At 62.9% G+C, this 13,601-nt stretch carries 11 protein-coding genes; 2 read left to right on the top strand and 9 right to left on the bottom strand.

The genetic code is table 11. The features are described 5' to 3' along the window. Positions 1-114: 114 nt before the first annotated feature. Together J1M46_RS00170 and J1M46_RS00175 are read right to left on the bottom strand one after the other, a co-directional pair. On the bottom strand, positions 115-1,413 hold the full coding sequence (locus J1M46_RS00170; protein ID WP_206445682.1) for an ISL3 family transposase: 1,299 nt from the start codon (positions 1,411-1,413) through the stop codon (positions 115-117). 535 nt (positions 1,414-1,948) lie between these two features. Beyond that, positions 1,949-3,172 (bottom strand): IS256 family transposase, encoded by a 1,224-nt coding sequence (locus tag J1M46_RS00175; protein ID WP_206445684.1) that lies wholly within the window; start codon positions 3,170-3,172, stop codon positions 1,949-1,951. A gap of 247 nt (positions 3,173-3,419) precedes the next feature. On the opposite strand from J1M46_RS00175, the gene J1M46_RS00180 reads away from it, so the two are divergent. Both J1M46_RS00180 and J1M46_RS00185 read left to right on the top strand, forming a co-directional pair. Further along, positions 3,420-4,667, top strand: coding sequence for an IS256 family transposase (locus J1M46_RS00180; RefSeq protein WP_206445686.1), 1,248 nt, complete (start codon positions 3,420-3,422; stop codon positions 4,665-4,667). 140 nt (positions 4,668-4,807) lie between these two features. Beyond that, the gene (locus J1M46_RS00185) at positions 4,808-5,083 is read left to right on the top strand and encodes a hypothetical protein (protein ID WP_206445688.1); all 276 of its coding nucleotides are present in this window, start codon (positions 4,808-4,810) and stop codon (positions 5,081-5,083) included. A 31-nt stretch (positions 5,084-5,114) separates the two neighbouring features. Here J1M46_RS00185 and J1M46_RS15710 read toward each other — a convergent pair whose 3' ends face one another. The 7 genes from J1M46_RS15710 to J1M46_RS00220 form a co-directional block, all read right to left on the bottom strand. Continuing rightward, positions 5,115-6,359 carry a polysaccharide biosynthesis C-terminal domain-containing protein gene (locus J1M46_RS15710; RefSeq protein ID WP_206445690.1) on the bottom strand — a complete coding sequence of 415 codons (1,245 nt, stop codon included), beginning with the start codon at positions 6,357-6,359 and terminating at the stop codon, positions 5,115-5,117. A gap of 170 nt (positions 6,360-6,529) precedes the next feature. Next, positions 6,530-7,792, bottom strand: a complete 1,263-nt coding sequence (locus tag J1M46_RS00195) for an O-antigen ligase family protein (RefSeq protein ID WP_206445692.1) — start codon at positions 7,790-7,792, stop codon at positions 6,530-6,532. Positions 7,793-8,471: 679 nt separating this feature from the next. After that, complete coding sequence (locus J1M46_RS00200) at positions 8,472-9,635, bottom strand: IS30 family transposase (protein ID WP_206445693.1); 1,164 nt, start codon at positions 9,633-9,635, stop codon at positions 8,472-8,474. 466 nt (positions 9,636-10,101) lie between these two features. Continuing rightward, positions 10,102-10,779, bottom strand: coding sequence for an HAD family hydrolase (locus J1M46_RS00205; protein WP_206445695.1), 678 nt, complete (start codon positions 10,777-10,779; stop codon positions 10,102-10,104). An 11-nt stretch (positions 10,780-10,790) separates the two neighbouring features. Continuing rightward, the gene (locus J1M46_RS00210; RefSeq protein ID WP_206445697.1) at positions 10,791-11,723 is read right to left on the bottom strand and encodes an ATP-grasp domain-containing protein; all 933 of its coding nucleotides are present in this window, start codon (positions 11,721-11,723) and stop codon (positions 10,791-10,793) included. Between the two features lie 27 nt (positions 11,724-11,750). Next, positions 11,751-12,389, bottom strand: coding sequence for a sugar transferase (locus tag J1M46_RS00215; protein ID WP_206445699.1), 639 nt, complete (start codon positions 12,387-12,389; stop codon positions 11,751-11,753). Continuing rightward, positions 12,386-13,597, bottom strand: a complete 1,212-nt coding sequence (locus J1M46_RS00220) for a polysaccharide pyruvyl transferase family protein (RefSeq protein ID WP_206445701.1) — start codon at positions 13,595-13,597, stop codon at positions 12,386-12,388. Before J1M46_RS00220 ends, J1M46_RS00215 begins: the two co-directional genes overlap by 4 nt. Positions 13,598-13,601: the final 4 nt, after the last annotated feature.

Below are 13,601 nucleotides of genomic sequence, written 5' to 3' on the forward strand. Positions count from 1 at the left end.
CGTGGCAACCGCAAGAGTTGACGCGGTGCTGCAGCCGTAACCCAATGCCGTTGTTGTGAGTATCCATAATCCGAGCTGCAACAGCACTTCCGGCTCTCCTGACGTACCTGTGGGTCATGTCCGGCCCGGGAGGGCGGGTCGGTGACCGCCGAGGTTCAGCAGCGCGAGGGCGATCAGCGCTTCGGGTGACTTGAACCCGTACGCCATCCTGGTGATCAGCCGGATCTTGGTGTTGGTCGACTCGATCAGGCCATTGGAGAGCTTGTGCTCGATCGCGGCGAGGATCCTCGCCCGGTGTTTGACGATCCGCTTCTGCAGCTTCACGAACGCGGGGATGCGGCAGCGGCGAGCCCAGCTGATCCACCGGTCCAGCGCTTCGACGGCCTGCGAGTAGGGCAACTGGAAGACGACGCGCAGCCCCTCCTTGAGCAGGTACGCGCGGTGCAGTCTCGGGTCGGTCTTGGCGACCCAGGCGAGCTTCACCTGCTGCTGCTCGGTGAGGTTCTCCGGGTTCTTCCAGAGCGAGTAGCGGGCGCCCTTGAGCGCCGTAGCGCGCTCGCTGCCCGGCCGCGACGGCGCATCGGCGCGGGGACGTCCACGACCCCGCTTCGGCTCTTTGCGAGCCAGCTCGCGGGCGTCGTTCCACGTCTCCCGGCGGATCTCGTCGAGCGCGTCGGTGGCCCACGAGACGACATGAAACGGGTCAGCGACGCGGACCGCGGCCGGGCACTTCTCGGCGACGATCGCGTCGATGAACTCGGCGCCGTCAGCGGAGACGTGGGTGATCTGCGCGCACCGTTCGGGGCCGAGCAGGTCGAAGAACTGCCGCACCGTGGCGCGGTCGCGTCCGGGCGCGGCCCACACCAGCCGGCGCTGGTCGTGGTCGACGACGACCATCAGGTACTTGTGGCCCTTCTTGTAGCTGATCTCGTCGATCCCGATCCGCCGCAGACCCGCGAACCGGTCGGTGCCGGCCTCCACGTCGGCCCAGACGCGAGTGATGATCGAGCCGACCGTGCGCCAGGCGATCCGCATCAGCGCGGTCACGGTGGACTTCGCCGACTGGGTCGCCAGCCAGGCGACGGTCTCGTCGAAGGCGTACGTATGGCCGGCATCGTGACGGGCCCACGGCACCGAGGCCACCACCACCCCGTGCGTGCGGCACCGCACCCGTGGCGACTCCGCCTCGAGCTCGGCACGCACCGTGGCCAGATCCAGCGCCCGCCAGCGACGCCGACCCGGCCCGGCGTCATAGCCAGGGCTGCGGCGCCGGCAGATGCCGCACCGGCCCCGCTGCCGCTTCGTCGGCCGCACGTGCGCGACCAACAGGTCGGCGTCCTCGTCGAACTCGACTCGCTCGATCACCGTCTTCTCGACGCCCAGCAGGCACCGCCATAGGCTGACATCACGCACGCCGTTCTCCTGACCACTCGTTTCCGTTCCTTTGACAGTTCAGAAACTAGGCAGGGAGCGGCGTGCGGCCGTCACGGCACGCTCAATCCGCCCACAGGTAGGTCAGGAGCGCCGCACTTCCCCGGCAATGCCGCCTTCCCGGCAATGCCGCCTTCCGCGGCAGTTACCAAGACCAAGTTGTGGGGATGCTTGAACTGGTGACCGTCCTGAAGTGGGACAGTATCCGTCGACGCCTACTCCGAGCGAAAACAGTCGCCTGCGAAGTGTTCAGGTCGCGGCCTGACGAATGCTGTTCAGGCAACAGCTGCTTGTAGAATCGGGTGCACAGGTGGTCCACGAGCGCGGCGCGTATCGCGTCGGGGAAGGGTGATACAGCGACGACGAATGTTCCCACGATTACAGCAACCCGTTTTGTTCCGAGTCGGCGCGCGACCGGAATCACAAAGGCTACGGCCACCTACCCGGTTGCCAACATCCCGGGTGACGTCCCGCTGAGTGGTGGAGTTTCTCAACACCGTGCGGGTCAGTTGGTTCATTATGCAGCGGCGAGTTCGGGGATGGCCACCTCCTCGTCTTGGGCGGTCAGCAGTGCCATGGAGCGTTCGCTGAAGTAGCGGCGGTCTGCGCCGTCCCATTCGTCGTGCTGCTCGATGAGGACGTGGCCTGCCAGGCGCAGCAGCGAGGCGGGGTTGGGGAAGGTGCCGACGACGTCGGTGCGGCGCTTGATCTCCTTGTTGACGCGCTCGAGCGGGTTCGTGGACCAGATCTGTCGCCAGTGCGCGACCGGGAACTGCGTGAACGCGAGCAGGTCGTCGCGGGCGTCGTCGAGCATCGCGGCGATCTTCGGATGCGAGCGGGTGAGCATCGTGGCGACCTCGTCGAACTGGCCAAGCACGTGCTCGGCGTCGGGCTGGGCGAAGATCGTGCGGATGATCGAGGCGACCATCGGCCCGGCCGTCTTCGGCACGTTCGTGAGCACGTTCCGCATGAAGTGGACGCGGCAGCGCTGCCAGGAGGCGCCGGCGAAGACGGTCTCGATCGCCGCGATCAGGCCCGTGTGCGCGTCGGAGATGACCAGCTGCACGCCGCCGAGGCCACGCGCCTTCAACGACCGCAGGAAGGCGGTCCAGAACGGCTGCGACTCGGTCTCACCGACCTCGAAACCGAGGATCTCGCGGCGACCATCCGCGGCCACGCCGACGGCGACGACGATCGCCTGCGACACCACCCGCCGGCCGACACGGGCCTTGCAGTAGGTGGCGTCGAGGAACACGTACGGGTAGGCCTGGTCGGCCAGCGGCCGGTCGCGGAACGCGGCGACGTCCTCGTCGAGGTTCGCGCAGATGCGGGACACCTCGGACTTCGAGATCCCGGTATCGGCACCGAGCGCCTTGACGAGGTCGTCGACCTTGCGGGTCGAGACGCCGTGCACGTACGCCTCCATCACCACCGCGAACAGCGCCTGGTCGACGCGGCGGCGCCGCTCCAACAGCGACGGGAAGAACGTCCCCTGCCGCAACTTCGGGATCCGCAAGTCCAACTGGCCGGCGGTGGTCGTGAGCGTGCGCGGCCGGGTGCCGTTGCGCTGCGCCACCCTGTCGGGGTTGCGCTCGAACGGGGCAGCGCCGATGAACGCGGCCGCCTCCGCATCGATCAGCTCCTGGTAGAGCGTCTCGGTCGCGGACCGGATCCGATCGGTGACATCGGTGAGTTTCAGTTCCCCGAGGAGCTCGAGGAGGGCAGACTGGTCAAGAGCCATCGTGCGTTGTGTCTTTCTGTGAGTAGCTTTAGTCGGTTCTCACTGACCATCGCACGATGGCTCACCACGTCAACGACGTGACACTCAGCACCGAGAACTACACCACCCCAGGGGACGTCACCGCGGAGAGTTGAGTCCCGCATAGTGGTGTAACGCCGGTGGCGCGGCTCGTCACGATGACGTAGACGCGGTCACCGTGTGATCCTTCGAGGAATCTCCTACAACCCACTCGAATGGAGTCATCACGATGACCGCTCCTCATATTGTCGACCCTGCCGGCGTGCTGGCAGAAGCCCTGACCGACGCGTTGCCGGATCTGATGCGCTCGCTGTTGCAGACGATGATCAACGCGTTGCTGTCTGCCGACGCCGACGCGGTCGTCGGCGCCGAATGGGGCCAGCCCAGCCCCGACCGCACGACGCATCGCAACGGCTACCGGCACCGCCCGCTCGACACGCGCGTCGGCACGGTCGATGTCGCGATCCCGAAGCTGCGGCAGGGCACCTACTTCCCTGACTGGCTGCTCGAGCGGCGCAAGCGTGCCGAGACCGCGCTGATCACCGTCGTCGCCGACTGCTACCTCGCCGGCGTCTCCACCCGGCGGATGGACAAGCTGGTGAAGACGCTCGGCATCCACTCGCTGTCGAAGTCGCAGGTCTCGCGCATGGCGGCCGATCTCGACGAGCACGTCGAGCAGTTCCGGCACCGGCCGCTGGATGAGGCGGGACCATTCACGTTCGTCGCCGCCGACGCGCTCACGATGAAGGTCCGCGAAGGCGGGCGCGTGATCAATGCCGTCGTGCTGGTCGCTACCGGCGTCAACGCCGACGGGCGCCGCGAGGTGCTCGGCATGCGCGTGGCCACCAGCGAGACCGGGCCGGCCTGGAACAGCTTCTTCGCCGACCTTGTCGCCCGCGGCCTGACCGGCGTGCGACTGGTCACCTCCGACGCCCACCAGGGCCTGGTGGAGGCGATCGCCGCGAACCTCCCAGGGGCCAGCTGGCAGCGCTGCAGAACGCACTACGCGGTGAACCTCATGTCCGTCACGCCCAAGAACCTCTGGCCAGCCGTGAAGGCGATGCTGCACTCCGTCTACGATCAGCCAGACCGAGACGCCGTCCACGCTCAGTTCGATCGACTGCTCGACTACGTCGACGGGAAGCTGCCCGACGCGTTCGAGCACCTCGACGCGGCGCGCGCCGTCATCCTCGCCTTCGCGCAGTTCCCCGAAGGCCTCTGGCAGCAGATCTGGTCGAACAACCCGAACGAGCGCCTGAACCGCGAGATCCGTCGCCGCACCGACTCCGTCGGCATCTTCCCAAACCGCGACGCCATCACCCGCCTGGTCGGCGCGGTCCTGGCGGAGCAGACCGACGAATGGGCCGAAGGGCGCCGCTACCTCGGCCTCGAGATGCTCGCCAAGAGCCGCCTCACACTCGTGGCCGACACCGGAAGCGAGGTGACCACCGAACCCGCCCTCCAGCTCTCCGCCTAACCAGCCAGAACGAAGGACACCGCTACACCACTACCGGGGACTTGACCCACTCAGCGGGACGTCACCCAGCGATGGGGCGGCCGGTGAGGCTGCTCTAGCGCAAGCGCCAATGGTGCTGCCAAGAGCTCACCTGCGAAGTGGTGACGTTCCTCGAGCAGGACGAGCGCATCGCGGCGCCGCGATCGAAGCTGATGAGGCGGGCTTCGTGGTGGGCGATCGAGCAGATCCGCTCTGAGCACGCGTCTGTGAGCGGCATCCGGCGGCAGCTGGGCACCGCCTGGCGGACCGTCTGGCAGCGGCCGCTACTGGAAGCGGCCGAGGCGGACCCTGCCCGGTTCGACGACGTGACGATCCTAGTATCCGAGCCTCATCTTTGTGAAGTGGATACTGCTCGTTCCACTTGCGGTGCTCAATGACCGGCCGTTGCGGCCTAGCCTTCGCTCGTCACTACCCGTTAGTTTCATCCGGAGCGCTTTGGCCGAGAGGGCGTCCGCCACTTCGACCTCGCAATCCCGCTGTGATCCCAGCCAATAGCGCGAAAGTGTATCCGATCACTGATCCCCAAGCCGCTCCGAATGCTCCGAAAATTGGGATCAGGACGACATAGGAGATCACGGACGCTACCATGCCAGTGACCTCGACGAACGACGCAGATCGTGTGCGATCTTCAGCGATAAGCATACCCTGTTGCACCCGCGTGCAACTGTAAATTGCTGCAGCCACGATGAGCGGCGGAAGTAGCGCCAGTGACTCACGATAATCCGGCAGCCACCGTGAAATTACCAGCCAGCACACAAGCGCGGCACAGGTCGCCATTGCTGCACCAAACAGACCCGCGACAAAAATAGACCAAAGAAACCTGGAGCGCGTCGGAGGATTCCTCTTCCACTGACGCAATGCGGCGTCAGCGTACTGCTTTACTGGGGCACTAGCCAGCTCCGTCGCTGTCGCGACCAGCACGTAAAGCCCTAGTTGCGAACTAGAACTAAGAAACGGCAGTAGCAGCCGGTCAGAGCGAAGCATGGCGGTATTGCCAAGGCTTGCCGGCAACAGTTCGAGACCCAGCCGCGAGAGTTTGCCGGGCGGAAGATCGAGGCTGGCGGGCGCCGCGCGACCTGCTGCTCCACTCAGGAGCAAAACCAACGCAGTGATGGCCGCGCTCGTGACATATACGGTCGCCCAAGCTGTGACACCCGAGACATCCGCCATCGCCAAGACACCGGCACCCAGAAGGAGGCATACCTGAATCAGAACCGTAATGCCTACAAAGGGCTTCCATTGACCGCTAATTATGTAGCTGACTCGCGCGGTCCGTCCCCAAAGACTCACCAAAGCGAAGACAGCTCCAAGCGCAATCAGCGCCAGAAGTGTGTAGTTGACTCCCGTTAGGACTGCCAGCATGCCCACAGATAGGACCAACGCCGCAAGTGTGGCGATTGAGGGACTGAGAAGCCGTATCTGCAATCGATTGACAGCGTGGAAGTTGCCGTCGATGTGCACTGTTGCGGGTCGTTCAAGTCCCAGCATCGCAAGAGTAGTCGCGAGATAGCCCAATTGCAGCCATAGAGCGAGATCCCCGCGTTCCGCTGGTGTCATCACGAAAGCAGCGAGGAAGCTGACGCCGAACGCTGCAACGGCTGCTACCATCTGCGACGCGAACAGCAGGGCTGTAGGGATCGAAGCGCCCCTCACGCTACTCATTGTCGTCCCATCGAGTGAAATTTCGATTCCTAGCCCTCGAGATGTCACTCCTCGCCGGGGCCGCTAAACAGCGTATCGCGCTAAGGCTCCGGGCTCGGACATGGTCAAGTGAAGGCTGCAGACACAGCCTCGGCGTACCGAGCTCGATCTCGGTTCGGCGCCTACGTTCGTTGCAGATCGCGCTCCTCAAGCCTGTCTTCGATGTGGTCGCGTTGACTGGTTGTGACGGTCGCCGCGACAGCGAGGAAGAACCACATGAACCGTGAGTCGTAGTAGTCGCCCGAGAACATTGACGCGAAGAGCAGGTATGCACCGGCGAGGAGCGCAGTGAACGCTGCGGGCTGCATCGGGCGCACTCTGGTGGCGGCGATCGCGAATGCGGCCAGTGTGCCGATCAAAAGGGCTGCCCCGATTGAACCACCTTCTCCTGCAGTCGCGAGGAGCAGATTGTGTGGGTATTCGAAGACGCTCCCTCTGGGCTGCAACGCGTAGTATCCGTCAAGCCCGACGCCACCGACCGGGTTCTGGTTGTAGAGGACGAGGATCTGTTCGAAGATGCTCGTGCGCCCCGACGTGTAACCCTCGACGATGGTTTGCTGGATGTAGCGGTCCTGTACGAACCGAAAAATCGCGCCGCCGTCCGAGGCGGCAGCAATCGCGGCAACGACGCCAGCTGCAAGGCCGAAGCGCAGGAAACGCTTGCCGCCGAGCCGTTGTACGATCGGGATCAAGAAGAGAACGACGACGATGGCGGCCGACAGTAGCCCGCCACGACTACCGGAAAGCGCCGCGCCAACCGCAAACAACGGGACTGCGAAAAGAGGCCATGACTTCTTGCGGCTGGCGGTCAGGAACAGCGCAGCGATGGCAGCGAGCAGCATGATTCGCACGAACACGTTGGGGCCGCCACCGAACGCCGAGTAACGGCCCTGCGCCCCGGGCCCCTCAAGCATTGCTGCGGCAAAGTAGATGACTCCAGTCCAAAACACCCACGTCCATAGCCGCGCAACGACCTGTGCCGGCAACGCGGCCATCAAGTGGAACCCGAGCAAAAGGAAACCCGCGAGCAGTCCGAGGTCGAGCAGATTGTCGGCGGTGCGTGCGCCAGCAGGCGCCCATCCGGCCGACATCGCCATCCATGAGAGCCAAGCGAGGAAGAACGCGATGCTCGTATGCGGCAACCGCGTCTTAACGTACCGGTGTGCGACCGCAAACCACCACATCCATGCCAGGCCGATTGCGTAGATTGCCGCCAAACGAAGGTCGAGCGCTGGAAGTGAAGAGCTGATCCGGTCGAGCGTGAACCTACCCGCCAGTAGTGCGACGTAGAGACCGAACAGCAGTGCTGTCCCGAGGTGGACGTGGAAGGGTTCACGCGCGAGCGGTGCGGGCGGCACATGAGCTTGCTGGGTCGTCGCAGTCATTGTGCCGAATCTATCGGATGATGGCTCACCGCGACCTGCCACCGCCGCGTGGTCGACCGGCTTACAATCCCGTCCCAGTGAGTGATGGAGCTCCTCAATGGCGTGCGGGCCAACTGAATCGATCCGATTACGCGTCAGCCTGTATCCCACGACTGTTGACCGAGCCCTAGACGAAGGGGCCGAGACGGGAAGACGCTCGTGGTGTCAGTGGAGAAGAAGTGTCAACGGCCAGTAGGAATTGCCCATTGGCGGCCAGCAGAAGTGCCCGCTGGTGGCCATGAGAACTGCCCGTTCGCGGCCAGGAGTTCTGCCCACCGGGTTGTGGTGGCCCTGGCCGCGTAGGGCGCGCGACGACGCGCGGAGCGGAACCATCAGACGTGGGCAGAACTCGTGGCCACCAGCGGGCAGATCTGCTGGCCATCTACGGGCAGTTCTCGTGACCGCCTACGGGCAGTTTCACATGGCCGCCAACAAAGAAGGCCGCAGTAGTCCTGAACGCGCTGACCGAGGAGGTCGGGTCGCGGGTCTGCTGCACGTGTAGATGACATCTGATCTGGCCTGCCCGATGGGCGAGCCTGGAAGGATGCCATCGTGCCAAGCCCTACCCGAGTGAGTTCCGTGACGTGACGGCGCTCAGCGAAGTTCCCCAGAGTTGCTCGGCGGATTCCAGCGGTCGTAGCTACACGGCCGTGGCCTGAAGGTTAGCGAACAGGTCGTGGGGTGTGTGCCAGCCGAGCGTTTTCCGGGGGCGACGGTTGAGCTCGTTGCTCACTCTCTGAAGGCCTTCGACGCTGTGCACGCGGAGGTTCGTACCCTTCGGGAAGTAGTCGCGCAGTAGGCCGTTCGTGTTCTCATTGGTGGGCCGCTGCCAGGGCTTCCCGGGGTCGCAGAAGAACACCGGCATGCCGACGGCTTGCGCCACGGTGTGGTGGTGGCTCATCTCGCTGCCCTGGTCCCAGGTCAGCGACTTCCGCATCGACGGCGGCAACGCACTGAACGTCGCGATGAGTTGGTCGCGAATCGCGCCAGCGCGTGAGTCGCCATCGAGGTGGAGCAGGATCGTGTAGCGGAATGTGCGTTCGACCAGTGTGCCGATTGCGGAGCGGTTGAACGCGCCCACGATGCAATCGCCTTCCCAATGGCCGGGCTCGATGCGATTCAGGACCGTTGCGGGCCTCTGGTCGATCGGGGTGATCGGCACCACGAACCGTGGTCGACGCTGATCGCCACGACGACGCGGACGTCGATGGAGCCGCCCGGTGCGTAGCACCGCGCCTGCATCGCGGGCGATCACCTTGCTCGGGGAGTAGAGCGCCTGGTAGATCGTCTCGACCGCGATGCGCTCACCATGCTGGGCGGCGAGGTCGTGGACGATCTGCTCGGGGCTCCAGCGCTTGTCCAGATACGCCAGCACCAGCAGCCGCAGCCGGTCGTCGGTCTCGAGCCGTCGACGTTTGGGACGTGGCCGACGTGCCCGCATCAAAGCCTGCGCGGTGTACGGGTGGTAAGCGCCGTCGCTGGCGCGGTTGCGGGTCAACTCACGCGCCACCGTGGAGACGGCCCGGCCGAGTTCCGCGGCGATCGCGCGGGCAGACTTGCCAAGCCGGGTGCCATCCGCGATGAGCACTCGCTCCGCCTCGCTCAGATACCGGCCAGAGTCGGGCGCACGCTGGTAGCGTCCGACGACGGGTTCGACGACGCGAGAGCCGGTCTCCGTGACGATCACTCCGCCGTTCTTCCACCAGTGCCCGGTCTTGCGGTCGATCCCGAGACGCCGACACGCTTCCGAGATCGAGACACCCTGCTGCAGCAACTTCGCGAATGCGCGCTGCTTGTCCACCATCGGCTGTCGTCCAGGACGACGTGTTGAACCAGATCGCATACCTACCTACCTCAGGTGTAGCTACGACCGCTGGAATCCGCCGAGCAGAACTGGGGAATTTCAGTGAGCGCCGTCATCACCGCGGACGCGGCCCCAAGGCATGGTCGATCTCACCCACGACGTCCACGGCCGGACGCGGGCGAGGCTGCTGGATCTGGTCCCTGGCCGCTCCGGCGGGGCCTACCGTTCCTACGGCTTCGGTGGGCGACGCCGACGAGACGCCGCGTCGACTGGGTTGCAGGTAGTCGCGAACAAGACCCAACTCATCCGCCGTAAGGGATCCTGGCGCGACGTCGGGCAGGTCGAGCTCGAAACCCTTCACTGGGTGCGTTGGTTCAACGGCCAGCGGACACACGGCCCGATTCACGACCTGATACCGGCCCGAGAGGACCCGATCCGGGGGGGGAGGGGGGACATCGCCGATGCGTCATACGTACTCGAGAACTGATCGGAGTTGACTCAACTCGCGAATCTCGATGTCGGCCTCGGCGCCGGGTTCGGGCTCGCTGCTAGCGTGCAATTGGCCAGCCGTGCGAAAACGGATAGCGGCCATGCCAGCGAGGTGTGCAGCTAGAAAATCCTTGGCAGGATTGTCGCCCACATACACCGCGTCGCGAGGGAGTATTCGCATCCGGCGGCATACCTCCAGCATCCCTGCAGGAGAGGGCTTCCACGCAGCACGACCACCTAATTCATCACTCAGAACGACATGGAGCCCTTGCTCTGCCAGTCCAAGCGCACGAGCCTTTGCGGACTGCATCCCTAGTGGACCATCCGAAACCACTCCAACCGGCCCCTGGCTGCGGCACCAGGCGAGAACGTCCTGGACAGATTCCGCGAGCTTCACATCAGGGGCATGCTCTCGGTATATCTGCACACACTCTTGCGCCAGAAGAGCGTCGTCAATTCCATGGATCTCCAATAGCCGATTGTAGGCTCGACCACGGTGCTCCGAGTCAAAAATAGCCCACAACTCACCTTGCAGCTGGTTCGCTTTCAGCGAAATTCTGGGCGCCAACCAATTGGAAACGTGCTCGTAGCCACTCCGAACGTACTCGCGCTCTGGCATCAAAGTGTCGTCGATGTCAAAGACGACTGCGCGCACCTTTAGGATTGTCACGGCCTATAGAACAACGAGTCGTCAAAACGAACCATGTGAAGACCAACATCTAGGGTCTTGACGGCCTCAGGTTCTCGACCTAACCAGCTGTCGACCAGAAGCCTGGCGACTGGCACGCCTGCAGCGACGGCCAGCGGGATGCCGCCTCCCATGCGAGCATTGATCTCGGTGACGCGAAAGGAGCCGTCGCTCGCGTACATTCCCTGGACCGTTATCGGACCCGATGGTTGCAAGGCTGTGACGACTTTGCCCACGATTTGTGTCACCTCGGGGTCGTCGACGACCATGCCGCGGCTGACTTCGCCTCCTCGAATGGCCAGGCGCATGCGTTGAGCTGTCGCGAGAACCTCGCCACGTGCGCCGACCACGACGTCCACTGTGATTTCAGATCCGGAAAGCGAGCGCTGAACAATCGGCGAATCGATGAAACTCGAAAAGAAAGCAAACTCATTCTCGGAGTTGACTTGAAAAGCATCGACGCCACCGCTGCCACGCCGTGGCTTAATAAAAAGCGGAAAATCCACTTCGCCTATAGACCCCGGAAGCCACGATTCCACGGTAGGTATCCCGTGCTCGTTTAGCCATTGATAGGTAAGCCACTTGTCGGAAACGATTACGGCAGCATCAGGACCGACAGACGCCAGGGGTAAACGCGACGCGGTTCCAAGCGTATATACGTCCGGATCGATGAGAGGGAAGATCACGTTTACACCCCGCTCGTGGCAGATGTCGGAAATCACCTGCAGATACGCTGGATCGTCGGCTCGCGGCACTTTGATGACTGCGTGCTTCAATACTTGAGCGGCGGGCGAAAAAGGATCAATTTCAGTTCCCAGGACAGACAGATCCTCAGGATGCGCGCTTGCGTACTCCAAGAAGTGGCGAATCAGTTCAACTCGTCGCCCCACAGATGTGAAGAGAACGGTCAAGGCGGCAGTCATTGCGTGCTTCCCCAATCAAATATGCTTCAGATAGCCGACGTCACCGTGTTCGCTAAGGGCGTCATGCTGAGTGAAGACTTGTCCGTCGGACGAGAGGATGGCATGAGCAGTCCGCAGCAGGATCCTCAGATCTGTCTTAAGCGTGAGATTGCGGCAGTACTCGACATCTAGGGCAATCTTTTCGTCCCAGGTCAGGCTGTTGCGTCCGCTGACCTGCGCTAGCCCGGTGAGACCAGGTCGGACTGTCAATCGAACGCGTTGTTGGTCGGTGTATCTCTCGACCTGGTAGGGGAGAGCTGGTCGTGGCCCAACGAGCGACATTTCCCCGCGCCACACATTGCACAACTGCGGGAGCTCGTCAAGGCTCACTCGGCGCAGTATTCGACCCACATTCGTAACGCGCTCCGAGTTAGTCATCTCAGTGCCGTCCGCCTTGATGCTCTGCTGCGGATCCAACATGCTCCGAAACTTGAGCACCCGAAAAACCTCGCCCTCCTTACCAACACGCGATTGAGAAAATAGCACGGATCCCCGAGACTCAACCTTGATGGCGACTCCTATAGCTGCCAACAGCGGTGAGAACACCAGGACCGCGATCCCGCTGACGATCATGTCGAGCGGCCGCTTAGCACGGCGGGCGTACATATTCCTCATGCTGCGAATATCCTTTCAACCATGTTCATCCGCGCAACGCGTGTCCGGTCGAAATGCTGAACCGACGCTGCGTACGATTGCGTCTGGCGCTGTACTAGCAGGTCCAGCTCATTCTTGTTCGACGGCACGTTTGCCCATTCCAGAGCGATAAAGTCAGTCTCTGTGTAAGAACCCGGGGCGAGTCGCCATTCGAGAGCGCCTGCATTCTTGCGGTAATAGTAGTCCAACGAACCACGAACTGGTCGGATGATGCTCACTACCGGTGCCGATAAACCGAGTGCTGCGACTAGGCCATGGTACCGATCGGTCACGGTCAGCCGCGCGCCACTAATTAGGTGTAGCGCATCTTCGACCGGGAGGTAGCCTTCACTAGAGATCGGATAAAGATGAGAGTTTGGGAGGATTCGACTCAAAGCCTCCGCCTGATCTTCGCCACCATGCGCCCGATTCATGGGTAGGAGAACTACCTCGGCACCAATCGAGTCCTGCAGCGCAAGCAACGATTTCATATTGATCTCGAGCTCTTGAACTGGTCGGTACGTCTCCACCACGAGATAGTCTTTCGACGTCGGAATGTTCAGGCGCGACGGTCGGCAAGCGAGGTCGCGCTCGACCAGCAATAGGTCGTCGGGGGCGAGATAAATGCTATTCTCGGCCACGCCTATCCGTCGCAGCCAAGACGGAGACCCTAGCGCGTCGCGGCAAGTGAAGCTGGCTGAGTGCATTCTCGCGAACAAGGACGCAAACATCTCCGCACTCTCGGAAAACGGTCCGAAACCGTTGGCCGTGAAATGAATCGTTTTACCCTGCTCGACTGCGACAACGGCAGGTGCAAGAATCGCTAACAAACGGCGCATGCGATGCGGGCGTGCCCAAAGATCATTCATGTAGCCGCCACCGTTCACTACGACGACGTCAAGTCCGGACACGATCGCTCTGAGATGGTCAATGTTACCAATGTGTCGAATCAATTCAATAGGAGTTAGCGGTAGGTTTGGGGACAAGTCGGCCGCTTCCTGCGCAACCTCAACATGGACTATCTGTGCATCCGGCGCCAGATCGTAGTCGCGAAGCATTCTTCGCAGGAATCCATCATCGAACGAAAAGATCACGGCCGGCGGCTGTGGGAACGCAGCCAGGTTGTTGGGCAGCATCGCATAATCGCCGAAATTCACGTCACAATAGGGTCCCGCGATGGCATATTTCACTATT

This window comes from Agrococcus sp. KRD186, assembly GCF_017168255.1.
In the GTDB taxonomy this organism is placed as follows: Bacteria; Actinomycetota; Actinomycetes; order Actinomycetales; family Microbacteriaceae; genus Agrococcus.